Genomic DNA, 22,316 nt, shown 5'->3' with positions numbered 1-22,316 from the left:
AGGCCGACGCTTCATAGGCGTTTCGAAACGGGGAATGCGGGGTCGTCATATGTCCTTCACCATCCGTCAGGCGCGGCCCGACGATTCGGCGGCCCTGCTGCTGCTGTTCCAGGAATTCTCGGATTATCTGAAGTCGATCAATCCCGAGCCCTCGCCGGAGGACGACTGGGCGGGGCCGGCGGAGATGGAGCGCTGCATCGCGCTCTCTTTCGAGAAGGACCCGGTGGTTGCGACCCTGGTCGCCGAGCAGGCGGGACGGCCGGTCGCCTATCTCGGCTGGCATATGGGCATCTTCGAGATCTACAAGGCCCTCTTCGTCGCCGGCCTCTTCGTCAGCGAGCGCGCCCGCGGCAGCGGCATCGGCCGCGCACTCATGGAAGAGGTGCGCCGGCTGGCGACGGAGCGCGGCGCCAGCCATGTCGCCTGGATGGTGTGGCGGCAGAATCCGGGTGCCACGGCGTTCTATCGGCGTCTCGGCGCCGAGACCTATGACGACAATTTCCAGATGATCTGGCGGCTGACGTGATCTGGCGGTTGGCGTGATGGGCCGCGACCGCGCGACAAGGGCCGCGCCGACAGGCTAAGATTGTTGTCGCCGAACGCGGCATTCCGCCCGAGGCAAGAAAGGACCGTCCCATGTCCAGAACCGCATCCTGCTCCTGCGGCCAGATGTCGATCACCGTCGAGGGCGACCCGCTCCGGGTGCTGGTGTGCCACTGCTTCGAATGCCAGAAGCAGACCGGCAGCGTCTTCGGCAGCTGGGGCTATTGGCCCAAGAGCGCGATCTCCTCGATCGAGGGCGAGGCCACGCTCTATCGCCGCAGCTCCGACGCCGGCCGCTGGGTCGATAATTTCTTCTGCCCGGTCTGCGGCAGCAGCATCTATGGCTATAGCGAAGGCGCGCCCGACGAGGTCACGATCGCCGTCGGCAATTTCGCGGATGCCGGCTTCGACCCGCCCGACGCCGCCATCTGGGCCGCCTGCCGCCATGGCTGGTTCCCCTGGCCGGAGCAGGTTCCGGAATATCTCGACCAGCCGGATTTGTGAGCATCGGCGAGAACCCCTCCTCCTACCCCCTCCCGCAAGGGGAGAGGGCGTGGTCTCTGATGTTTCTCGCCCCCTCCTCAGCCGCCGAAGGCGGCGTGCGGGAGGGGGTAGGGGGAGGGTGCTTCGGTCTCTCCGCCGTTTCCTTGCTCCCATCCCCTTGATCCCCGCAACAACCCCGCCTCTCGCATTTGTCACTTGCCCCGAAGTGACAAAAAACATATTTTGTCATTTATCATATTCTCCCGAAAGGATCGCTCCCGATGCGCACCCGTCATCTGGGCCGGAACGGCCCCGCGGTTTCCATGGTCGGTCTCGGCTGCATGGGCATGTCGGATTTCTACGGGCCGGCCGACCGGACCGAGAGCCTGGCCACAATTCATGCGGCGGCCGAGGCCGGCATCACGCTGCTCGACACCGGCGATTTCTACGGCATGGGCCATAACGAGATGCTGGTCGCCGAGGCGATCAAGGGGAAGCGCGACAAGTTCTTCATCCAGGTCAAGTTCGGCGCGCAGCGTTCGCCCGACGGCGCCTTCATCGGCTTCGACGCCCGGCCCAATGCGGCCAAGACCGCGCTGACCTACAGCCTCAATCGCCTGGGCACCGACCATGTCGATCTCTATATGCCGGCACGGCTCGATCCCAATGTGCCGATCGAGGAGACGGTCGGCGCCATCGGCGAGATGGTGAAGGCGGGCTATGTCCGCCATATCGGCCTTTCCGAGGTGGGGGCGGCCACGATCCGCAAGGCCCAGGCGACGCATCCGATCGCGGCGCTGCAGATCGAATATTCGCTGGCCTCGCGCGGCATCGAGGCGCAGATCCTGCCCACCTTGCGCGAGCTCGGCATCGGCGTAACCGCCTATGGCATCCTCTCGCGCGGCCTGCTCTCCGGCAGCGCGCCCACCGGCGCCAAGGACTTCCGCGCCATGAGCCCGCGCTTCCAGGGCGAGAACCTGGCGCGCAACCAGAAGCTCGTCGAAGCTCTCACCAAGGTGGCGCAGCGCCTGCGCGTCACGCCCACGCAGATCGCGATCGCCTGGGTGCTGCATCAGGGCGCCGACATCATTCCGCTCGTCGGCGCGCGCAAGCGCACGCAGCTCGCGGAATCGCTGAAGGCGCTGGAGCTCCGGCTCGAGCCGCAGGACCTCGCCCAGATCGAGGCCGCGATGCCGAAGGGCGCGGTCGCCGGCGACCGCTACCCCGCCCACGGCATGCAGTCGCTCGACAGCGAGCGCTGAGCCATGCCGTGAGAGATGGATGCTGATACTGTCGATTTTGAAGCCACCCGCGTTCCTATCCCCTCCCCCCTTGTGGGGGAGGGCTAGGGAGGGAGGTACCCCTATACTGATGGTGTCGCGGCCATTCCTTCCTCTTCGCGAGGGGAAGAGGGCCGTTGCCTAAATCCATCACCCCACCCGACGCCGCCCGCCCGATGCGCGAGCGCATCCTCGACGCGGCCGAGACGCTGCTGCGCCGTCACGGCCCCGCCAAGACCACGGTCAGCGACGTCGCCCGCGCGCTCCAGATGAGCCACGCCAACATCTACCGCCATTTCGAGAGCAAGGCGGCGCTGCAGGATGCCGTGGCCGAGCGCTGGCTCGACGCGGTCTCCGCACCGCTCGAGGCGTTCGTGACGAAGAAGGGCCCGGCCGCCAAGCGGCTCGAGGGCTGGGTGCTGGCGCTGGCCAAGGCCAAGCGCCGCAAGATCCTGGACGACCCCGAGCTGTTCGCGGCCTATCACGCGGTGGCCGAGGCCGCGCGCGACGTGGTCGAGCATCACCTCGCCACGCTCGTCCGTCAGGTGACGACGATCATCGTCGACGGCGTCAAGCAGGGCGAGTTCAAGGTCAAGGATGCGGCCCAAGCCGCGCGCGCGGTCCTCAGCGCCACGGTGCGCTTCCATCATCCCCATCTGGTCCGCGCCAGCGGCGGCGCCGACACCGATTCCGACATCAAGGCGGTGATGAAGCTGGTGATCGCGGGGTTGAAGGCGGGGGCGGCGTGACGCGGCTGCTCTTCGTCTGCGGCCGCAACCGCTGGCGCAGCCCGACAGCCGAGGCCGTCTTCGCGCGCTATGACGGCATCGAGACGCAATCGGCCGGCATCGGCAAGGACGCCGACACGCCGGTCTCGGCCGAGGCGATCGAATGGGCGGACCTCATCCTGGTGATGGAGCCCGCCCACAAGGAGAAGCTCGCCAAGGCGTTTGGCCCGCTCCTACGCTCGAAGCGCGTCGTCGTGCTCGGCATCCCCGACGAGTTCCGCTTCATGCAGCCGGAGCTGATCGCGCTGCTGGAGGAACGGGTCGGGCGCTTCATCGATCTCCCGGGGCTCTGAGCCCTCCGGACTGTCCCTCTCGCACGCCGTCGGTCTCGGGCCTCTGCCGCTCAGGCGACGCGGTTCATGACCTCGATGAAGGATCGCATTTCGGCATTCAGGTTCTCCGCCTGCTTGGAGAGCTCGGTCGCGGCCCCCAGCACTTGCGTTGCGGAGGAGCCGGTTTCGCCGGCAACCGTCGTGACTTCCTGGACATTCCGGGTGACGTCCGTGGTCCCCGCCGAGGCCTGCATGACACTCGCGGCGATCTCCTTCGTCGCGGTGCTTTGCTCCTCGATCGCGGCCGCGATGGCGGATGCGATCTCGCTCACCTCGCGCACCGTCTTGCCGATCCCGTTGACACCGGCCACGGCCGCGGCCGTCGCCGTGCGGATGGCGGCCACCTGCGCGGTGATGTCCTCCGTCGCCTGCGCCGTCTGGCTCGCCAGTTGCTTCACTTCCTGCGCGACCACGGCGAAACCCTTGCCGGCGTCGCCCGCCCGGGCCGCCTCGATCGTGGCGTTGAGCGCCAGCAGATTGGTCTGGCTCGCGATCTCGGTGATCAGATCCACCACCTCGCCGATCTTCTCCGCGGCGATGGTGAGACCTTCGACACGCTGGTTGGTCTCCTCGGTTTCGCGGACAGCGGCCGCCGTGATCTGGGTGGACCGCGCCACCTGCTGGCCGATCTCCTGGATCGAGCCGGTCAGCTCCTCAGCGGCGGACGCGACGGTGCCCACGCTGGCGGCTGCTTGCGACCGCGAGCCGGGCGGCCCGGTTGCTCACCGAGGTGCCGCGGCCCAGGGGCACCCTGAACCAGAAGCAGCTTCTTTTCCCGGGCTCGCTTTCCCCCCGATCTCGCCGCCCATGAGCGTCACCCGCTGCTAGTCGACCCTTTTGCAGATCGGCGCGATGTTGCAACGCAACAGCCAGAGACCCATGCATCCGCGGACTTTTGCCCACGATTTGTGCGGCGCAGAAGCGCGGCACGACAGCGTTTTGCATGCGTATGCATATCTTCTTTGCAATCGTATGCATAAAATTATTGCAAACGTATGCAACGCCGGTACCATGCCGCTCGCTTCGATCGCCGGCCACGACCGGCCAGGTTCTCCGAGCGAGCCCGCTAAAGACGGGACGCGGGGGGTCGCAGAAGGATCGAAGAAATTGCCACCGACCTCGCAATGGCGGGGCCGTGCTCCTCGGGAGGGCATGATGGAAACGCACTTGGTCCGCTCCAACATCGGCCGCCTTCACCTGCCGGCCGTCGCGTCGTCGGGCGCATTCCGCCAGTGATGACCGGCCCGATCGCCATCGTCGGCTGCGGCCTGGTCGGCAGGGCCTGGGCCATCGTCTTCGCCCGTGCCGGCCGCGATGTCCGGCTGTTCGATTCCGTGCCGGGTGCCGCCGACGCGGCCCGCCGACAGATCGCGCGCGATCTGTCGAGCCTGGCCCGCCAGCGGCTGATGGACCGGCCCGAGACGGTTCTCGAGCGCATTGCGGTCGCGAAGAGCCTGGCGGAAGCCCTCGATGGCGCTGTCTACGCGCAGGAGAGCGTGTTCGAGCGCGTCGACGTCAAGATCTCGCTCTTTGCCGAGATCGACGGCGTCATCGGGCCGGGCACGATCGTCGGAAGCTCTTCCTCGGGCATCCCAGCCTCGGCCTTCACCGAGGGCCTGCGCTGCCGCGAACGTTGCCTCGTCGCGCACCCCGTCAATCCGCCCTATCTGATTCCGGTGGTCGAGCTGGTGCCGGCCCCCTGGACCAGGTCCGAGACCGTCGCGGCGGTGCGGGCGCTGATGGAACAGGTCGGCCAGGTCCCGGTCGAGATGAGCCGCGAGATCGAAGGCTTCATCCTCAACCGTCTCCAGGCCGTGCTGCTGATGGAAGCCTGGCGCCTGGTCGAGGAAGGTTATGCCTCGGCCGAGGATATCGATCGCACCGTGTCGCATGGCCTCGGCATGCGCTGGGCCTTCATGGGGCCGTTCGAGACCATCGACCTCAACGCGCCGGGCGGCGTCGCCGACTATGCAAGGCGCCTCGGCCCGCTCTACCAGCGCATCGCCGCCTCGCGGCCGGAGCACAAGGTCTGGGGCGAGGCCCTGATCGCCAAGGTCGAGGCGCAGCGGCGGGAGACGCTGCCGGCGGGCCAGCTCGCCCGGCGCGGCGAGTGGCGTGATCGCCGGCTGATGGCGCTCGCCATCCACAAGCGCGAGATCGAGCGGCAAGAGGCCGAGGACGCTCTTGCCGCAGACGAGGCGACCCGATGAACCCGCCCGCGAGCCCGGCCGATATCGTGCTGGCGGTGCGCGACGCGACCAAGGCCTATGGCGCGACGGTGGCGCTGGCCGGCGTGTCGCTCTCCGTCGCTCGCGGCGAGGCCCATGCGCTGCTCGGGGAAAATGGTGCCGGCAAATCCACGCTGGTGAAGATTCTGAGCGGCGTGGTCGAGCCCGACGGCGGCAGCGTGACCCTCGAAGGCCAGCCCTTCCGTCCGCGCAGCCTGACGATGGCCCGGGCGCTCGGCGTCTCGACGGCCTTCCAGGAGTTGAGCCTGCTGCCGAATCTGACGGTGGCGGCCAACCTGATGCTGCCCTCGCCGCCGCGCAACGCGTTCGGCCTCGTGTCCGCACGTCGATCGATCGCCAGGGCGCGGGAAATTCTCGGCGCCTATGGGGCCTCGGACATCGCGCCCACGGCGCTGGTCGGCACGCTGTCGCTGGCCGAGAAACAGCGGGTGGAGATCGTGCGCGCCGTCAGCCGGCGGCCGCGCCTTCTGATCCTCGACGAACCGACCGCGGCGCTGGCGGAGCCGGAATGGCTCTTTTCCCTGATCGACCGGTTGCGGGGCGAAGGCTGCGCCATCCTCTATATCTCGCATCGCCTCTCGGAAGTGCGTCGCCTCTGCCGGCAGGGCACGATCCTGCGCAATGGCCGCAGCATCGCCACGGTCGACCTGACGGCCACGCGCGATTCCGAGATCTTCCGGATGATGGTTGGCACGGCACCCGAGGGTGCGAGCCGGAAGGCCGCCGCCAAGCTGGCGGGGCCGGTGGCCCTGCGCGCCGCGGGCCTCACCTGCCGCAACATTCGCGGCGTCAGCTTCGATCTGCATCAGGGCGAGATCCTGGGAGTCGCGGCGCTCGAGGGACAGGGCCAGCGCGATCTCTTTCGCGCCCTGGTCGGCATCGAGCGGATCGAGGGCGGCGGGATCGAGGTGGCCGGAAAGCCGGTTCGGCTGCACTCGCCGGCCGACGCCTTGCGCTGCGGTCCGGGCATCGCCTTCGTGCCCGAAGAGCGCAAGACCGAGGGCGTGTTCCTCGGCATGAGCACCAGCGCCAACATCTCGCTGTCGATCATCGACCGGCTGGGACATCTCGGATTGGTCGACCGGGCCCAGGAGCGCGCCGGCGTCGGGGCCCAGGCGCAGGTCGTGGATCTGCCGGAACGATATCTCGATGCGCGCCTCTCGGTGCTCTCGGGCGGCAACCAGCAGAAGGCCCTGATCGGCCGCGTCCTGCTGTCGGGTGCGCAGATCCTCGCCATGTTCGATCCGACCCGCGGCGTCGATGTGGGAACCAAGCAGGTGATCTACGGCGCGATCCGGCGCTTCGCCGGGCAGGGTGGCTCGGTCCTGATCTACTCGACCGAGATTCCCGAGCTGGTCAGCCTCTGCGACCGCTGCCTGGTGATCTATCGCGGCTCGGTGATCGGCGTGCTCGATCGCGCCGCCTTCTCGGAGCAGGCGCTGGTGGCGCTGGCGACCGGTCATGCCGCCGAGGCTGCGGAGTAGGAGCCCCTCATGAGCGCAACCGCCACCGTCAGGACCGCGCCTTCTCCGACCGGCGGTCTCGTCCGCCAGGGCCTCGGCAACGGCACGCTGATCGTCATCGTCATCTATGCCGTGCTGTTCGCGGCCTATGCGATCGCGCAGCCCGACGCCGCCTCCCTGTCGCAGATCACCGAGCAGCTCAACAATGCCCTGCCGCTGGCGCTGGCGGCGGCCGGCGGCACCTTCGTGGTCCTGACCCGCGGCTTCGACCTGTCGGTCGCCGGCGTGGTGTCGATCGCCAATGTCATCATGGCGACCCAGGTCGGCGACGGGCCGCTGGGCGCGCTCTATGGCCTGGCGCTGGTGATGGCGGTCGGCCTCGTCGTCGGCGCCGTCAATGGCTGGCTCACCGCCTATGTCGGCCTGCAATCGATCGCCTCGACCCTCGGCACCATGATCATCTGCTCGGGGATTGCGCTGGTCATTCTCGATGCGCCCGGCGGCACCGTGCCCGACTTCGTCTCCTACGATCTGCTGGACATGTTGTGGAACCTGGTGCCGGTCACGGGCTTGATCGCCGCTGTCGTCGTCGGCATCTGGCTGATCATCCAGCGGACCGGATTCGGCATCGCCATCTATGCCGTCGGCGCGGACGAGACGGCGGCGACGCTCGGCGGCATCGATGTGCGCCGGACCAAGTTCCTGGCCTATTGCCTCGCCGGCATCTTCTACGGCCTCGCCGGCTACATGCTGAGCGCCCAGACCGCGACCGGCAATCCGAATGCCGGCAGCCCGCTGCTGCTCCAGGTCTTCGCGGCGATCGCGATCGGCGGCACCTCGTTCCGCGGCGGGCGCGGCGGCCTGGTCGGCTCGATGGTCGGGGCGGCGACGCTGATGCTGCTGCAGAAGGTCCTGTTCGCCGCCGGCGTTTCGTCCTTCTACACCGGCCTGTTCCAGGGCGTGATCATGATCATCGCCGTGCTGATCGCGGCGCTCTCGGCCTGGTTCGCGCAGGCGGGGCGCCGATGACGGCCTTCAATCTCAAGAAGCCGATCGAGCCCGAGGCCGCCATGACCGAGCCCCCGATGGAGAAGCGGTCGGGACTCCGGCTTGGCGGGGCCAGCAGCGAGACCTGGACCACGATCGCAGTCTTCGCCATCAGCATCGCGTTGATCCTGGCGTCGCGGGTCATCAGCCCGGCCTTCGGCGGCTTGAACATGGCGCAGGCCATTCTGGTGCTCTCTTCCTTCGTGATGATCATCGGCTTCGGCCAGGGGCTGGTGATCCTGCTCGGCGGGCTGGATCTCTCGGTCGCCTCGGTCATGACCTTCGGCGGCGTCCTGACCTTCAGCTGGATCGGCGCCTCCGGCCCGGCCCTGCTCTGGGGCATTCCTGCGATCCTGCTCGTGACCGCCTTCGTCGGCATGGTCAACGGCATCGGCGTCACCCTGCTGCGGGTGCCGCCCTTCATCATGACGCTCGCGGTCGGCATCATCGTCTACAGCCTCTGCCTCGGCTTTACGCAAGGCACCCCCCGGGGGCAGGCCTCGCCGCTGCTCTCGGCGCTCTATACCGGCCGCCTGTTCGGCATTCCGCTGGTGATTTTCTTCATGCTGCTGGCCGCGATCGTCGGGCAGCTGCTGCAGTCGAGAACGCCCTTCGGCCGCAAGCTCTACGCCATCGGCACCAGCGACGGCGCCGCCTATATCGCCGGGATCGGCGTGCGCCGCCTGACGATCGCGACCTATGCGATCGCCGGCGCCTGCAGCGGGCTCGCCGGCATCATGATGGTGGGCTATGCGGGCGGCGCCACCTTGACGATGGGCCAGCCCTATCTGCTGCCCTCGATCGCCGCGGTCGTCGTCGGCGGCACCTCGATCCTCGGCGGTCGCGGCACCTATCTCGGCACGGTCGGCGGCGCCATCCTCCTCACCACGATCTCCACGATCATCGGCGCGCTGCAGATGGCGGAGGGCTGGCGCACGGTCATTTATGGCGCCGTCATCCTCCTCGCCCTGCTGCTGATGCGCGAGAAGCTGCTGGCCTCGCTGGAGCGCGGCCTTCGGCGCAAGGCCAGGTGAGGCGGCCGATGGCCATTCATTTCCCCTCGCGGACAATACCGACGATCGATCGAACCATTCGGGCCGGCGCAAGCGGCGGCCCCGAGGCACTCCGGCAGGCCGGACCGGAGAAGCTGCGGATGTCCGGCAAGAAACGCGAACAAATCAGCGTGACAACGGAGGAAACAGACACATGACGTGGAAACGGAAACTCATCGGCGGCCTGGCCGGCCTGATCGCGGCCGGCTTCGTCTTCGTCGGCGTGGCGGACCATGCGCAAGCCGATACGAAGAAGTTCAAGATCTATCTGAGCCTGAGCTACAGCGGTAACTCCTGGCAGAGCGAAGCCGCGAATATCGTCAAGGCCCTCGCCGCGACTCCGCCTTACGACCAGATGGTCGAGCTCAAGGAAGTGATCTCAGGCACCGAGGTGTCGGCGCAGATCTCGGCCTATGAGAGCATGATCGCCGACGGCGCCGACGGCATCATCAGCTTCCCGGTGTCGCCGACCGGCCTGAACCGCACCATCCATAAGGGCTGCGAGAAGGGCGTGCTGTTCTTCATGTATGACGGCACGGTCACGGAACCCTGCGCCTACAATGTCAGCTACATCACCGCCGGCTTCGGCGAGAACACCGCGCAAGCCCTCGTCAACATGCTGGGCGGCAAAGGCAACATCTTCCTGAGCCGCGGCGTGCCCGGCAACTCGGTCGACAAGCGCCACTATGACGGCGCGATGGCGATCTTCAAGAAATACCCGGGCATCAAGGTCGTCGACGAGTATTACGGCATGTGGGATGACCAGACCACCCAGTCCGAGACGGCCAAGGCTCTGGCGGCTCACCCGGACGTCGACGGCATCTGGGCGCAGGCGGGCGAAGACGGCGTCATCAAGGCGCTGCTGGCCACCGGCAACAAGAAGCTGATCCCGGTCACGGGCGAAAACTCCAACGGTTTCCGCCTGGCGATCGCCAATCCGGACCTGCAGGCGCGCGGTCTGCAGGGCACGTCCTCGGGCTCGCCGCCGGCGACCTCGGGCTATGCCTTCAAGCTGATGATGGAGCTGCTGACCAAGAAGCGGACCCTGGACACCCACAACATCCAGTATCCGCTGCCCTGGGTTCCGGCCGATCAGGTGAAGCTCTGCCCCGGCGACAAGTTCGAGAATGGCTGCAACACCTTCCCCGAAGGCAAGGTTCCTGATTCCTTCGTGACCGAGGTGTTCGAGGCCAACCTGTTGCCCGAGCTCTCGCTGGAGACTGCGCTCAAGGGTGAGCCCACCCCTGGTGCCACCATCCAGCCTCTGCCGGCGACGGTCGAGGCGGCGCCCGACGAGCCTGGCATCAACTGTCAGAAATGCCAGCCGGCGGCGAATCTCTACCACCTGACCAAGATCGAGCCGACGGTGCAGGCGACGAATTGACAGGGCTGCCCGGCCGGTTTCGGCCGGCCGGGCGCTCTTCTACCGGGAACGGCGGCGCATCGCCGCCGTCCGACATCGATGATGGAGTGAGGAAGACATGATTCGGCAGATCAAGACCGGAATCAGCGACGCCGAGAAGCATGATGCCGACGTCAAGGTCCGGCAGACGGTCGAGACGATTCTGGAGGACGTGGCCAAGCGCGGCGACGTCGCTGTGCGGGAACTCTCCGCCAAGTTCGACAAATGGGAGCCGAAGGAATTTCGCCTGACCAAGGCGGAGATCCAGGCGCTGATCGACAGCTTGCCGGCGCAGACGATCGCGGACATCAAGTTCGCGCAGGCGCAGATCCGGCGCTTCGCGGAGGCCCAGCTCTCCACGATGGGCGAGATCGAGATCGAGACCATTCCCGGCGTGCGTCTGGGCCAGAAGAACATTCCGGTCAGCAGCGTCGGTTGCTATGTGCCGGGCGGCCGCTACCCGATGGTGGCCTCGGCCCATATGAGCGTGCTGACCGCGCGCGTCGCGGGCGTCAAGCGGGTCATCGCCTGCACGCCGCCCTTGAACGGCAAGCCGCCGGCGGCGACGATCGCCGCCATGGCGCTGGCGGGCGCCGACGAGATCTATGTGATGGGCGGGGTCCAGGCAGTGGCGGCCATGGCGCTCGGCACCGGCTCGATCGCGCCGGTCGACATGCTGGTCGGGCCCGGCAACGCCTATGTGGCGGAGGCGAAACGGCAGCTCTTCGGACGTGTCGGCATCGATCTGCTGGCCGGTCCGACCGAGACGCTGATCATCGCCGACGACAGCGCCGACGTGGAAATGTGCGCGACCGACCTGCTCGGCCAGGCCGAGCATGGCCCGACCTCGCCGGCCATCCTGCTGACGACCTCGCCCAAGCTCGCCAGCGGGATCGAGGCGGAGCTGCAGCGGCAATTGAAGACGCTCCCCACGGCCGACGTCGCCAGCGTGGCCTGGCGCGACTATGGCCAGGTCATTCTTTGCGACAGCGAGGACGAACTGGTCGCGGAAGCCGACAGGATCGCGTCGGAGCATGTCCAGGTGCTCACGCGCAATCCCCAGTATTTTCTCGACCGCATGGCCAATTATGGCGCGCTCTTCCTCGGCAAGGAGACCAATGTCGCTTATGGCGACAAGGTGATCGGCACCAACCATACCCTGCCGACCAAGCGCGCCGCCCGCTACACCGGCGGCCTCTGGGTGGGCAAGTTCATCAAGACCGTGACCTATCAGCGTTGCGACGAGCAGGCCAGCGTCGTCATCGGCGAGTATTGCTCGCGGCTCTGTGCGATCGAGAACTTCTCCGGCCACCAGGCGCAGGCCGATTTGCGTGTCCGGCGCTATTCGGGGAAGAATGCCGCCGAGTGAAAACCGGGGGCGGTGGGGTCATGAGTCGCGGAAACGGCAGCAAGTTGCGGGTGCTCGACAGGCCGAAGGCCGGGCCGGTGACGGCGAAGGAGGTCGCGCGCGAGCTCGGCGTCTCCCAATCGACGATCTCCCGCGCCTTCACCAAGGACGCGAGCATCTCCGCCGATATGCGGCTCAAGGTCATGGAGGCCTCCGAGCGGCTGGGCTACAAGCCCAACGCCATGGCCCGCACCCTGATCACCCGGCGATCGGGCATCGTCGGCATCGTCATGGGCGACCTCACCAACCCGTTCTACCCCGAGGTTCTCGAGGTGCTGGCCAAGAGGCTGCAGCAGCAGAACCTGCAGACCCTACTCTTCAACGTGCCGCCCGGGCAGGAGGTCGACGACGAGCTGCCGCTGCTCCTGCAATACCAGGTCGATGCCGTCGTCATCACCTCGGCCACCATCTCCTCGGCGATGGCGAAATCCTGCGCCGCCCGCGGCATACCGGTGCTGCTCTTCAACCGCTATGTGCCCGGATCGGGCGTGCATGCCGTCTCCTGCGACAACTATGAGGGCGCACGCCTGGTGGCGCGCTACCTGGCCGGGCGCGGGCATCGCAAGCTGGCCTATGTCGCCGGCAAGAAGGACACCAGCACCACCATGGATCGCGAGCGCGGCTTCAACGATGAGCTGGCCGCTCTCGGCCTGACGCTGTGGGGCCGGGAGGAAGCCACGGACTATACGCATGAACAGGGCCGCGAGACGGCGCTGCGGCTGCTGCGCGGCAAGCGCCGGCCCGATGCGATCTTCTTCGCCAACGATATCATGGCGATCGGCGGCCTGGATGCGATGCGCGGCGAGCTCGGGATTCGCGTGCCGGAGGACATCTCGGTGGTCGGGTTCGACGATATCCAGATGGCTGGCTGGCCCTCGCACAGCCTCACCACCGTCCGCCAGCCGATCGGCGCGATGGTGGAGAAGACCGCTCAGCTCCTGGAGCTGTCCGCGGCCGGCAAGCTGCCGAAGCCCCGCTCACACCTCATACCAGGACAGCTGATCGAACGCAGCTCCTGTCAGAACCGGAGAAAATGATCATGCGGATCGACCATAGCCTGCGGCCGGATCCGGCCCCGCTCTCCGTCGCGGGCGTGGCGCCCGCGGCGTCCTGCTGCGACGACCATGCCGCGCCGGCGCCCGACGAACTGGCACGTTCGCTCGACGATGCGACCGTCGCCTATGTCCTGGCGACGCGCCAGGCGTTCGACGGTCTGCGCCGGGCCGCCAGCCAGCTGGCCGGGCTTCTGGCCCTGGCGGCATCGGGCGCAAAGTCGATCACGCAGGAACACGCCATGCTCGAGGCGGCCCGCCAGGCGCGGGCCGAGGCCATCGATGCGATCGCATCGGCGACGGTGCCGGCGCGGGCGCGTCATCATCACCGCCATCTGAGCGAGGCGGCGCAGGTGATCGGGATCGCGCTGCAGCAGGCCGGCGCGAGCATGCACCACTATGCGGCGGGCCGGCGCGATGTCGATGCCGCGCTGGCGCCGCTGAGGGCCGGCTATCGGCATCTGCAATGGGCGGCGGCGGCGCTGCCGGGGTTCGAGCTGATCGATTTCCAGAACGCCTGCTGCGCCGTCCCCGGCCAGGAACCGGCGAGATACTGAAACGCGAACGAGATCGGAAGAGAGGAAGAGGACAATGGGTGCTTACTCGATCTGGGTTCTCGAATACAGCTACGTCAAGAAGTACCACCAGAGCGGCGTCATCTATGGTGCGCATAACGAAGGATATCGGAAGCTTCCCTATTGCTACGTCCTGATCAAGGGCCCGAACGGCGCCGCCATGGTCGATGTCGGCTACAACAACAAGGACTATGGCGGCGTGATGGCCCGGAATTTCGGCGTCGAGAACTGGCATCCGGCCAGGACGGTGCTCGCCGAATGCGGCGTCACGCCGGAGCAGGTCTCTGACGTCTTCATCACCCATGCCCATTTCGACCATCTCGGCGGCACCGACGACTTCCCGAAGGCGACCTTCCATATCCAGGAGAAGGAGCTTTCGAAGTGGATCTGGGCCATGTCGATGGGACCCCAGTTCAAATGGCTGATGGCCGCCACCGACCCGGGCGACATCATGCGCGCGGTCGATCTCGCCCGGCAGGGCCGGCTCTCGGTCATCGACGGCGACCGCCAGGACGTCGTTCCCGGCATCGACCTCTATGCCGCGTTCGACAGCCACACCTGGGGCTCGATGTATGTCGCGGTCCGCAACGACAAGAAGCAGGACAGCAGCGATACCTGGGTGCTCGCGGGCGACCTGGTCTATTGCTTCGAGAATCTGCGCGGGCGCAAGGAAGGCGACAACACCTACATCCCCGTCGGCCTCGCGGTCGGCAGTCAGACCAACCTGCTGCTGACCACCCACAAGATGCTGGGGCTGGTCGGGCATGAGGTGAAGCGGGTCATCCCGATTCACGAGGAGGGGTTGAAGGACACCTTCCCCTCGCGGATCACGAAGGAGGGTCTGCGCATCACCGAGCTGTGCCTCGGCGAAGGGGAAACCAGCCGGGTTCATTGATGGTTGCTCTTTCGCCACCGGGGGATGGCGGTGCCCCGTTCCGATCCGAGGATCGGGTGCCGCCGCCTCATCCCGCGCCGGTGGTTCGCATCCTGGCCGACGATCTCACCGGCGCGCTCGATACTGGGGCGCAGTTCACCGGATTGATCGGTCCTGTTCCGGTGTCGCTCGGCGCCATCGAGGGCGTGCGGAGTCTCGCCTTCGACAGCGCGACGCGCGACGAGCCCTGGGCCGCGGCGAGCGTTCGCATGCGGGGCCTCGACAGGGCCTTCGAGGGCGCGGACATCGCCTACCGGAAGATCGACAGCCTGCTGCGCGGCCATACGCTGCAGGATATCGCCGCCGGCCTGGGCGCCGGGGGGCGGCGCATCTGCGTCCTGGCGCCGGCCTTCCCCGCCCAGGATCGCATCACGCGCGGCGGCATCCAATTGTTCCGGGATCGGGCAGGCGCCTGGCGACCGGCAGGACCGCCGCTGCCCGACGCTTTGCGCGCCCTGGGCGTGCCTGCCCGTCTCATCGCTTCGCCGGCCGATCTCGAGGGCGAGGGCGTGCTGGTCTGCGACGCGGCGACCGATGGCGATCTGGCGGCCATTGCGGCGGCGGGCGCGAGGCTGGCCCACCGGTCGCAGGGCACGCTCCTCTGGTGCGGTTCCGCGGGCCTGGCGCGCGCGGTGGCGGGGCTGCCGCCGCCCACGGTACGGCCGCGTCTGAGGCCGGTCCTGATCGTCGTGGGTTCCGATCACGCCCAGTCGCGTGCCCAGATTCAGAGTTTTGCCGAGGCCTATCCGGCGCAGCGGGTCGAGATCGCGGAGATCGCTGCCGGTCTTTCGGCCCGGGTGAGCACCGTGCTGCATGTCACGGGCGCGGCGCTGGTCTCCTTCCGGTTGGGCGACAGCTTCGAACCGCCGCAGATGATGCAGCGGATCCGCGCGGCCCTGGCGAAGTTCCTGCCGGCCGTCGAGCGGCCGGGCGGGCTGATCGTCTCCGGCGGCGAGACCCTGCGCGCGATCTGCGAGGCGCTCGGCGCCGATCGGTTGATGGTGACGGGCGAAGTCCGCGCCGGCATTCCGGCGGCGGCGCTCGTCGGCGGGTTGTGGGACGGGCTGCCGGTTCTGTCGAAGTCGGGCGCCTTCGGGCGGCCGCGGACCCTGGTGAATCTCGCGGCGGCCATGATGTCGGCCGCCTCGAATCCCGAGATTGTCGAAAGTGGAGAATGGAAATGACGGGTCCTACCAGCATCGCCTTGACCATGGGCGATCCCGCCGGCGTCGGACCGGAGATCATCGTGAAGGCCCTGCCGGCCTTTGCACCCCGCCTCGCCGCCGGCGAGCTGGAGTTGATTCTGGTCGGCGCCACCGAGTGCTTTCGCGAGGCGGCGCGGCGCCTGGGAACCGCGTTCGATCCGGCGACCATCGATTCCTCCTCGCCGCGCGCCGGCCGCGCCGCCCTCCTGGCGGCCGGCGTTCCGACGCAGGCCATCAAGCCGGGCGTGACGTCGGCCGAGGCGGGACGGCTCGCCTTTCGCGCGATCGAGGAGGCGGTCAGACTGGCGGTCTCGGGCCGCGTCGATGCGATCGCCACCGCACCCCTCAGCAAGGAAGCGCTCAACCTGGCCGGCTTCCATTATTCGGGCCATACCGAGCTGCTGGCCGATCTGACCGGAGCCCGCGATTCGGCGATGCTGCTGCTGCATGGCGACATGCGGGTGAGCCACGTCTCGACCCATGTCGCCTTGAGCGAGGCGGTCAAGCGGCTGACGCCGCAGCGCCTGCGTCGGGTCGTGGAGATGACGGTGGGAGCGCTGCGACGCCTGGGCATCGAGCGCCCGCGGATCGCGATCGCGGCCCTCAACCCGCATGCGGGCGAGGGCGGCATGTTCGGGCGCGAGGATTTGGAGATCACGACGCCGGTCATCGCGCAGCTGCGCGCCGAAGGCCATGAGATCGAGGGACCGGTGCCCGGCGACACCGTGTTCGTCAAGCTGCGTGGCCGGCGCTACGACGCGGTCGTCGCGATGTATCACGATCAGGGCCATATCCCGGTCAAGCTGCTGGGATTCTCGGTCGATCCGGTGACCGGCAAATGGGACGCGCTGAGCGGCGTCAACGTGACCCTGGGCCTGCCGATCGTGCGCACCTCGGTCGATCATGGCACGGCCTTCGACATCGCCGGCAAGGGCATCGCCAACGAGCGCAGCCTGATCGAGGCGATCGACTGCGCCATTCAGTTGGGCGCAGCGAGGAGCAAGGCGGCGGCCTGAGGCCGGTCAGCCGTCGGAAATTCGTCGCGACTCGTAGCGCGCCCGCTGCATGAAGCTGGCCCGCGGGTCAGCGCCCGCGACCTGATTCCAAATTTTCAGATTTCGACGTTGGGCTCAACGCCGCGAAAAAATCAGAAGGCAAGTTTGTTTTCTGTTCCCGAAAGCAGCCGTCTTATGTTTGACCTATGCTTGAAAATAATAATTAGCGCCATCAAACACGCAAATATATGAAAATAAAGGCCATGCCCGAATACAGGTATGAATGAAATAATCAGAAAAAATATCGTAGCGCCTATCGTGCCCAAAGAAACATAACGCGTCGAAGCGACGATCATCACAAAGAGGCCAAGGCATATAAGGGCCATAACCCAGTCCAGCATAAACAGCACCGTTACTGCCGTAAGTGCTCCCTTGCCCCCTTTGAACCCAAAATAGACCGGCCAGTTATGCCCCAGGACTGCGCCCGCGCCCGCTGCCAAAAGGCTTATACAATCTCGGGCCTCGCCGGAATAGACATAGACGCCGAGGCGCAAGCCGATAAGGCAGGCGATTACTCCCTTCAATATATCTCCCGCGAGAACAAACGCTGCGGCAGATTTCCCAAGCACCCTCAGGGTATTGGTAAGTCCGGCGCTCTTGCTCCCGTGGCTGCTGATGTCCTTGCCGTATATTTTCCCCACGATCACGGCTGTGTTGAGGCTGCCCAAAAGGTAGCCCAGACCCAAGGCCGCCAAGGTCTTTAAAACATCGATCATCAAGCTTCTCTCTTGGATCTACTTCGATGGCCGACGATAGGGGCGGCGCCGGCGGGGCATGTTCACCTGTCTTCTAGAAATCCTTCGCAAACCGCAGCGCGTCGTAAATGGCGGCATGGATGTTGCGCGATGAGACCGCGTCGCCGATGCGGATGAGGCGATAGCGTCCTTCCGGGTTGCGGACCACCGTCTGTGGCCGGCCCGCGATCAGCGCCTGGTAGTCGACCTCGCCGCGATTGACCGAGGCCGGCTTCAGCGCCTCATAGAGCTCGGCATTGGGCAGCGTGCCATGCTCGACCACCACCTGGTCGACCTCGCGCGTCTCGACATAATCGCCGAAATCGCTGCCGATCAGGGCCTGCAGGCGATTGCCGGCCCGTTTCACGGATGTAAGCCGGCGCACGATCGTGATCCGCACCCCATGCTGCTGGAAGCTTTCGGCATAGGGCACATGGTTCAAGCCGCCGATCTCGGGCGCGAAGAAGCGCTCGGGCGACACGATCTCGAGCTTTGAGCCGGCCTCGGCGATGACTTCCGCCGCCTGCATCCCCGGATGCGCGCCGTTGTCGTCGAACAGCAGCACCTCCTTCGCCGGCTTCACGTCGCCGGAGAGGATGTCCCAGCTCGACACGGTGAGATCCGTGCCGGCCCCGAGCGCCGGCGCCTGCGGCAGGCCGCCGGTGGCGATCACCACGATGTCGGGTTCCTCGCCCGTGACGTCCTCGACCTCTGCCCACTTGTTGAAGCGCGACGTGACGCCGAGCTTCTCGAGCTGCTGCAGCCGCCAGTCGACGATGCCGAGCAGCTCGCGCCGGCGCGTCGCGCGCGCGGCGAGGCGGATCTGGCCGCCGGCTTCGTCGGCCGCCTCGAACAGGACGACCTCATGCCCGCGCTCGGCCGAGACGCGGGCCGCCTCGAGCCCGGCGGGGCCGGCGCCGACCACGACGACGCGCCGCTTCTTGCCGGTTGTTTTAGGCACGATTTGCGGCATGGTCGCTTCGCGTCCCGTGGCCGCGTTGTGGATGCAGAGCGCCTCGCCGCCCTCATAGATGCGGTCGAGGCAGTAGGTGGCCCCCACGCAAGGACGGATCTCTGCCTCGCGCCCCTCGGCCACCTTGCGCGCGATATGCGGATCGGCGATGAGGGCGCGGGTCATGCCGACCAGATCGAGCTTGCCCGAGGCCACCGCGTGGCGCGCCGTCGCCACATCCGCGATTCGCGCGGCATGGAGGATCGGCACGCCCAGCGCCGTCTTCATCTCGCCGACGAAATCGAGGTGCGGGGCCGCCTTCATGCCGGTGATCGGGATGATCCTGGCCAGCGCCGGGTCGGTGTCGATATAGCCCCGGATCACATTGATGAAATCGACGCCGGCCTCGTCGATCAGCTTGCGCGCGATGGCGAGGCCCTCGCTGCGGCCGAAGCCGCCGGGCTTGTCCTCGTCCAGCGCCATGCGGATGCCGACGAGGAATTTCGGGCCCACGCGTTGGCGGATTCCCTTCACCACCGCGAGGCCGAAGCGCATCCGGTTCTCGAGCGAGCCGCCATAGTTGTCGGTGCGCTTGTTGACGCTGGGCGTCCAGAACTGGTCGACCAGGTGGCCGTAGCATTCGAGCTCGATGCCATCGAGGCCCGCCGCCTGCATGCGCTCCGCGCCGTCGGCATATTGGCCGATCCAGCGCTCGATATCCCAATCCTCGGCCTCCTTGGGGAAGGCGCGATGGGCGGGCTCGCGCACGCCCGAGGGGGCGGTCACCGGCAGCCAGTCGGCCTTGTTCCAGCCGGTGCGACGGCCCAGATGGGTGAGCTGGATCATGACCGCGCAGCCTTCGCCATGGCAGTCGTCGGCGAGGCGCTTCAGCCAGGGAACGATCTCGTCCCTATAGGCGTGGAGGTTGCCGAAGGCCGCCGGCGAATCCTCCGCCACCACCGCCGACCCCGCCGTCATGGTCAGCGCGATCCCGCCCTTGGCCTTCTCCAGGTGATAGAGCCGGTAGCGCTCCTTCGGCATCCCGTCCTCGGAATAGGCCGGCTCATGCGCGGTCGACATCAGCCGGTTCTTCAGAACCAGATGCTTGAGTGTGAAGGGCTGGAGGAGGGGGTCTTTGCTGGACATGGTGTTTACCGCCAATTCTTTCCTCTCCCTCACGCAGTGAGGGAGAGGGTTGCGAAGGCTTAGTCGGAGCGCAGCGGAGACTTAGCCGGAGCTGGGTGAGGGTGCCCTTCCTTGCTCGCACCGCACCCCTCACCCTCCCGTCGCAAGTGCGACGGGGGCCTTCCTCTCTCCACAAAGTGGGGAGAAGATAAAAGGACTCACCCCCGCATCTTGCCGCCATTCGGGTCGTAGAGGGGCGTCGCCGTCACGGTCGCGGGGTAGAACTCGCCCAGGAGCTCGACCTCGAGCTTGGTGCCGTGCCCGGCCAGCGCCGTCGGGACATAGCCCATGGCCATGCTCTTCTTCACCGAATGGGCATAGCCGCCCGAGGTGACGTAGCCGACGCAGGCGCCGTCATGGAAGATCGGCTCGTCGGCGACGCAATCCACGTCCTGGGTGTCGACCACGAGCGTCACCAGCTTCTTCGCGGGGCCGCGTTTGCGCTCGGCCAGCGCCGCCTTCTTGCCGACGAAGTCGGCCGGCTTGTCGAAGGCGACGAAGGCGTCGAGGCCGGATTCGGCGGCGGTAAAATCGGGCCGGTAATCGAGAGTCCAGACGCCCCAGTTCTTCTCCAGCCGCATCGACATGAGGGCGCGGCCGCCATAGGTCCTCAATCCCAGATCCTTGCCCGCCTCCTCAAGAGCCTCATACAGCCTGAGCTGATATTGCGGAGCCACATATATTTCGTAGCCCAGCTCGCCCGAAAAGGAGACGCGCGCCACCAGCGCCGGCACCAGCCCCACCACCATTCGCTTGATGTCGCGGAACTTGAAGGCGGCGGCCGAGACGTCGGCCGCCGTCAGGCGCGACAGCAGCTCGCGGGCGCTCGGGCCGGCGATGGCGATGCCCTGCAGATCGTCGGTACGGTTATGATAGGCCACGCCCTTCTCCGGCAAATGCTGCTCGAACCAGCGCCGGTGCATCTCCTGGGCCGCGCTCGAGCCGAACAGATAGAAGCGCTCCTTCTCCATCCGCGCGACGGTGAGGTCGCCATAGAGCTTGCCCTTGGGCGTCAGCATCGGCGTCAGCGCCAGGCGCCCTTCCTTGGGCAGTTTGTTGGCCAGCATTTTATCGAGGAAGGCCTCCGCACCCGGCCCGGAGACCTCATGCTTGGCATAGTTCGCGATCTCGATCATGCCGACCCGCTCGCGCACCGCCTTGATCTCCTCAGCCACATGGGCAAAGGCGTTGGAGCGGCGGAAGGTCGGCGTCTCCTTCGCCTTGTCAGGAGATCCTGCGAACCAGAGCGCATGCTCCAACCCGAAGGAGACGCCCATCACGGCGCCGCGCGCGATCAGCCGGTCATAGAGCGCCGTGGTCTTCTGGCGCCGGCCGGCGGGCAGGGTCTCGTTCGGATAGGTCAGGATGAAGCGGCGCGAATAATTCTCGGCCGATTTGATGCGGCCCCAGTCGCGCGTCGCGAAGCTTCCGAAGCGCGCCACATCCATGCCCCAGACATCGATCGAGGGCTCGCCGTCGATGATCCATTCGGCCATGCAGAGGCCCACGCCGCCGCCCTGGCAGAAGCCCGCCATGACGCCGACCGCGGTCCAGTAGTTCTTCAGGCCCGGCACCGGTCCGATCAGGGGGTTGCCATCGGGCCCGAAGGTGAAGGGCCCGTTGATCACCTTCTTGATCCCGGCGCGGCCGAGCGCCGGCATGCGCTCGAAGGCAGTGTCGAGCCGCTCGCTCACGCGCGCCAGATCGTCCTGCAGCAGCTCATGGCCGAAATCGAGCGGCGTGCCCTCGACCGCCCAGGGCACGCAGTTGGTCTCGTAGGTGCCGAGCAGCACGCCCTGATGCTCCTGGCGCGTATAAGCGTTGCCCTCGTAATCGACGGTGACGGCAATCTCCTTGCCATGGTCGCGTACCTCCGGGATCGTCTCGGTGATGAGGTAGTGATGCTCCATCGGCTGCACCGGCAGCTCGAGCCCGGCCAGACGTCCGACCTCGCGGGCCCAGAGCCCCGCGGCATTCACCACGATCTCGGCGCGGATCGTGCCCTTGGGCGTCACCACGTCCCAGGAGCCGTCGGGCCGCTGCTTGGTCTCGATCACCGGCGTGTCGCGATAGACCTTGGCGCCGTAATGGCGGGCGCCCTTGGCATAGGCATGGGTCACGCCCGAAGGATCGACATGACCGTCCACCGGCTCGAACAGGGCGCCCAGATATTTCTTCGGATCGATCAGCGGATTGAGCTCGCGCGCATGCTCGAGCGAGATGAAATCGGTCTCGAGCCCCATATAGCGGGCCTTGGCGCGCTCCTGCTTCAGATAGTCGAGCCGCTCGGGCGTGGCCGCGAGATAGATGCCGCCGGGGCGATGGATGCTGCAGGACTGGCCGGTCAAGTCTTCCAGCTCGTTATAGAGCTTGATGGTATAGCCCTGGAGCCGCGCGATGTTGGGATCGGCATTGATGGTGTGGATCATGCCGGCCGCGTGCCAGGAGGAGCCCGAGGTCAGCTCCTTGCGCTCCAGCAGCACGGCATCCTTCAGGCCATGCTTGGCCAGGTGATAGAGGATCGAGCATCCGACGACGCCGCCGCCGATGATGACGACCCGGGCATGGGTTTCCATT

At 66.9% G+C, this 22,316-nt stretch carries 21 protein-coding genes; 17 read left to right on the top strand and 4 right to left on the bottom strand.

Features of this window, described 5'->3' with window-relative positions; all coding sequences use genetic code 11:
* Nucleotides 1-49: 49 nt before the first annotated feature.
* The 5 genes from FRZ44_RS18385 to FRZ44_RS18365 all read left to right on the top strand — a co-directional run bounded on the left by FRZ44_RS18385 (nucleotide 50) and on the right by FRZ44_RS18365 (nucleotide 3,387).
* Complete coding sequence (locus FRZ44_RS18385; protein ID WP_191908175.1) at nucleotides 50-526, top strand: GNAT family N-acetyltransferase; 477 nt, start codon at nucleotides 50-52, stop codon at nucleotides 524-526.
* 110 nt (nucleotides 527-636) lie between these two features.
* Entirely contained in the window at nucleotides 637-1,047 is a 411-nt protein-coding gene (locus tag FRZ44_RS18380; protein ID WP_151178548.1) for a GFA family protein, read from the top strand.
* A gap of 260 nt (nucleotides 1,048-1,307) precedes the next feature.
* Nucleotides 1,308-2,288 carry an aldo/keto reductase gene (locus tag FRZ44_RS18375; protein WP_151178547.1) on the top strand — a complete coding sequence of 327 codons (981 nt, stop codon included), beginning with the start codon at nucleotides 1,308-1,310 and terminating at the stop codon, nucleotides 2,286-2,288.
* A 155-nt stretch (nucleotides 2,289-2,443) separates the two neighbouring features.
* Entirely contained in the window at nucleotides 2,444-3,055 is a 612-nt protein-coding gene (locus tag FRZ44_RS18370; protein WP_225308330.1) for a TetR family transcriptional regulator, read from the top strand.
* Nucleotides 3,052-3,387, top strand: a complete 336-nt coding sequence (locus tag FRZ44_RS18365; RefSeq protein WP_151178546.1) for a low molecular weight protein tyrosine phosphatase family protein — start codon at nucleotides 3,052-3,054, stop codon at nucleotides 3,385-3,387. Before FRZ44_RS18370 ends, FRZ44_RS18365 begins: the two co-directional genes overlap by 4 nt.
* Before the next feature lie 50 nt (nucleotides 3,388-3,437).
* On the opposite strand, the gene FRZ44_RS18360 is transcribed toward FRZ44_RS18365, so the two are convergent.
* A complete protein-coding gene (locus FRZ44_RS18360) occupies nucleotides 3,438-4,106 on the bottom strand; it encodes a methyl-accepting chemotaxis protein (protein ID WP_151178545.1) in 669 nt (222 codons plus the stop codon).
* A gap of 555 nt (nucleotides 4,107-4,661) precedes the next feature.
* Here FRZ44_RS18360 and FRZ44_RS18355 point away from each other — a divergent pair.
* The 12 genes from FRZ44_RS18355 (at nucleotide 4,662) to pdxA (ending at nucleotide 16,829) form a co-directional block, all read left to right on the top strand.
* Nucleotides 4,662-5,636, top strand: coding sequence for a 3-hydroxyacyl-CoA dehydrogenase (locus tag FRZ44_RS18355; protein WP_151178544.1), 975 nt, complete (start codon nucleotides 4,662-4,664; stop codon nucleotides 5,634-5,636).
* Nucleotides 5,633-7,159, top strand: a complete 1,527-nt coding sequence (locus FRZ44_RS18350) for a sugar ABC transporter ATP-binding protein (protein ID WP_151178543.1) — start codon at nucleotides 5,633-5,635, stop codon at nucleotides 7,157-7,159. The genes FRZ44_RS18355 and FRZ44_RS18350 overlap by 4 nt, the downstream gene beginning before the upstream one ends.
* Nucleotides 7,160-7,168: 9 nt before the next feature.
* Entirely contained in the window at nucleotides 7,169-8,167 is a 999-nt protein-coding gene (locus FRZ44_RS18345) for an ABC transporter permease (RefSeq protein WP_151178542.1), read from the top strand.
* Nucleotides 8,164-9,219: an ABC transporter permease gene (locus FRZ44_RS18340; RefSeq protein ID WP_225308329.1), complete on the top strand. Its 1,056-nt coding sequence runs from the start codon at nucleotides 8,164-8,166 to the stop codon at nucleotides 9,217-9,219. Before FRZ44_RS18345 ends, FRZ44_RS18340 begins: the two co-directional genes overlap by 4 nt.
* A gap of 8 nt (nucleotides 9,220-9,227) precedes the next feature.
* Nucleotides 9,228-9,395, top strand: a complete 168-nt coding sequence (locus FRZ44_RS27075; RefSeq protein ID WP_191908174.1) for a hypothetical protein — start codon at nucleotides 9,228-9,230, stop codon at nucleotides 9,393-9,395.
* Entirely contained in the window at nucleotides 9,392-10,621 is a 1,230-nt protein-coding gene (locus FRZ44_RS18335) for a sugar ABC transporter substrate-binding protein (protein WP_151178541.1), read from the top strand. Before FRZ44_RS27075 ends, FRZ44_RS18335 begins: the two co-directional genes overlap by 4 nt.
* A 97-nt stretch (nucleotides 10,622-10,718) precedes the next feature.
* On the top strand, nucleotides 10,719-12,008 hold the full coding sequence (gene hisD, locus FRZ44_RS18330; RefSeq protein ID WP_151178540.1) for a histidinol dehydrogenase: 1,290 nt from the start codon (nucleotides 10,719-10,721) through the stop codon (nucleotides 12,006-12,008).
* Between the two features lie 20 nt (nucleotides 12,009-12,028).
* A complete protein-coding gene (locus tag FRZ44_RS18325) occupies nucleotides 12,029-13,084 on the top strand; it encodes a LacI family DNA-binding transcriptional regulator (protein WP_151178539.1) in 1,056 nt (351 codons plus the stop codon).
* Between the two features lie 2 nt (nucleotides 13,085-13,086).
* On the top strand, nucleotides 13,087-13,656 hold the full coding sequence (locus FRZ44_RS27070; protein WP_191908173.1) for a hypothetical protein: 570 nt from the start codon (nucleotides 13,087-13,089) through the stop codon (nucleotides 13,654-13,656).
* Between the two features lie 34 nt (nucleotides 13,657-13,690).
* Entirely contained in the window at nucleotides 13,691-14,569 is an 879-nt protein-coding gene (locus FRZ44_RS18310) for an N-acyl homoserine lactonase family protein (RefSeq protein WP_151178536.1), read from the top strand.
* 56 nt (nucleotides 14,570-14,625) lie between these two features.
* On the top strand, nucleotides 14,626-15,792 hold the full coding sequence (locus FRZ44_RS18305; protein WP_191908172.1) for a four-carbon acid sugar kinase family protein: 1,167 nt from the start codon (nucleotides 14,626-14,628) through the stop codon (nucleotides 15,790-15,792).
* Nucleotides 15,789-16,829 (top strand): 4-hydroxythreonine-4-phosphate dehydrogenase PdxA, encoded by a 1,041-nt coding sequence (gene pdxA, locus FRZ44_RS18300; RefSeq protein ID WP_151178534.1) that lies wholly within the window; start codon nucleotides 15,789-15,791, stop codon nucleotides 16,827-16,829. The genes FRZ44_RS18305 and pdxA overlap by 4 nt, the downstream gene beginning before the upstream one ends.
* 131 nt (nucleotides 16,830-16,960) lie before the next feature.
* Here pdxA and plsY read toward each other — a convergent pair whose 3' ends face one another.
* From plsY to FRZ44_RS18285, 3 genes are all read right to left on the bottom strand, one after another.
* Nucleotides 16,961-17,584 carry a glycerol-3-phosphate 1-O-acyltransferase PlsY gene (gene plsY, locus FRZ44_RS18295; protein ID WP_151178533.1) on the bottom strand — a complete coding sequence of 208 codons (624 nt, stop codon included), beginning with the start codon at nucleotides 17,582-17,584 and terminating at the stop codon, nucleotides 16,961-16,963.
* A gap of 73 nt (nucleotides 17,585-17,657) precedes the next feature.
* Nucleotides 17,658-19,700, bottom strand: a complete 2,043-nt coding sequence (locus FRZ44_RS18290; RefSeq protein WP_151178532.1) for an NADH:flavin oxidoreductase — start codon at nucleotides 19,698-19,700, stop codon at nucleotides 17,658-17,660.
* Nucleotides 19,701-19,897: 197 nt separating this feature from the next.
* Nucleotides 19,898-22,315 (bottom strand): GcvT family protein, encoded by a 2,418-nt coding sequence (locus tag FRZ44_RS18285; RefSeq protein ID WP_151178531.1) that lies wholly within the window; start codon nucleotides 22,313-22,315, stop codon nucleotides 19,898-19,900.
* Nucleotide 22,316 lies beyond the last annotated feature (1 nt).

It is taken from the genome of Hypericibacter terrae (genome assembly GCF_008728855.1).
Lineage (GTDB): Bacteria > Pseudomonadota > Alphaproteobacteria > Dongiales > Dongiaceae > Hypericibacter > Hypericibacter terrae.
The sequence above is the reverse complement of the archived record's forward strand: the minus strand, read 5'-3'. Positions and strand labels throughout refer to the sequence as shown.

What these genes read in the sequence shown, in the direction of transcription:
- FRZ44_RS18385 (WP_191908175.1), top strand. Translation starts at nt 50, where the DNA reads ATGTCCTTCACCATCCGTCAGGCGCGGCCCGACGATTCGGCGGCCCTG.
- FRZ44_RS18380 (WP_151178548.1), top strand. Translation starts at nt 637, where the DNA reads ATGTCCAGAACCGCATCCTGCTCCTGCGGCCAGATGTCGATCACCGTC.
- FRZ44_RS18375 (WP_151178547.1), top strand. Translation starts at nt 1,308, where the DNA reads ATGCGCACCCGTCATCTGGGCCGGAACGGCCCCGCGGTTTCCATGGTC.
- FRZ44_RS18355 (WP_151178544.1), top strand. Translation starts at nt 4,662, where the DNA reads ATGACCGGCCCGATCGCCATCGTCGGCTGCGGCCTGGTCGGCAGGGCC.
- FRZ44_RS18350 (WP_151178543.1), top strand. Translation starts at nt 5,633, where the DNA reads ATGAACCCGCCCGCGAGCCCGGCCGATATCGTGCTGGCGGTGCGCGAC.
- FRZ44_RS18345 (WP_151178542.1), top strand. Translation starts at nt 7,169, where the DNA reads ATGAGCGCAACCGCCACCGTCAGGACCGCGCCTTCTCCGACCGGCGGT.
- FRZ44_RS18340 (WP_225308329.1), top strand. Translation starts at nt 8,164, where the DNA reads ATGACGGCCTTCAATCTCAAGAAGCCGATCGAGCCCGAGGCCGCCATG.
- FRZ44_RS27075 (WP_191908174.1), top strand. Translation starts at nt 9,228, where the DNA reads ATGGCCATTCATTTCCCCTCGCGGACAATACCGACGATCGATCGAACC.
- FRZ44_RS18335 (WP_151178541.1), top strand. Translation starts at nt 9,392, where the DNA reads ATGACGTGGAAACGGAAACTCATCGGCGGCCTGGCCGGCCTGATCGCG.
- hisD (WP_151178540.1), top strand. Translation starts at nt 10,719, where the DNA reads ATGATTCGGCAGATCAAGACCGGAATCAGCGACGCCGAGAAGCATGAT.
- FRZ44_RS18325 (WP_151178539.1), top strand. Translation starts at nt 12,029, where the DNA reads ATGAGTCGCGGAAACGGCAGCAAGTTGCGGGTGCTCGACAGGCCGAAG.
- FRZ44_RS27070 (WP_191908173.1), top strand. Translation starts at nt 13,087, where the DNA reads ATGCGGATCGACCATAGCCTGCGGCCGGATCCGGCCCCGCTCTCCGTC.
- FRZ44_RS18310 (WP_151178536.1), top strand. Translation starts at nt 13,691, where the DNA reads ATGGGTGCTTACTCGATCTGGGTTCTCGAATACAGCTACGTCAAGAAG.
- pdxA (WP_151178534.1), top strand. Translation starts at nt 15,789, where the DNA reads ATGACGGGTCCTACCAGCATCGCCTTGACCATGGGCGATCCCGCCGGC.
- plsY (WP_151178533.1), bottom strand. Translation starts at nt 17,584, where the DNA reads ATGATCGATGTTTTAAAGACCTTGGCGGCCTTGGGTCTGGGCTACCTT.
- FRZ44_RS18290 (WP_151178532.1), bottom strand. Translation starts at nt 19,700, where the DNA reads ATGTCCAGCAAAGACCCCCTCCTCCAGCCCTTCACACTCAAGCATCTG.
- FRZ44_RS18285 (WP_151178531.1), bottom strand. Translation starts at nt 22,315, where the DNA reads ATGGAAACCCATGCCCGGGTCGTCATCATCGGCGGCGGCGTCGTCGGA.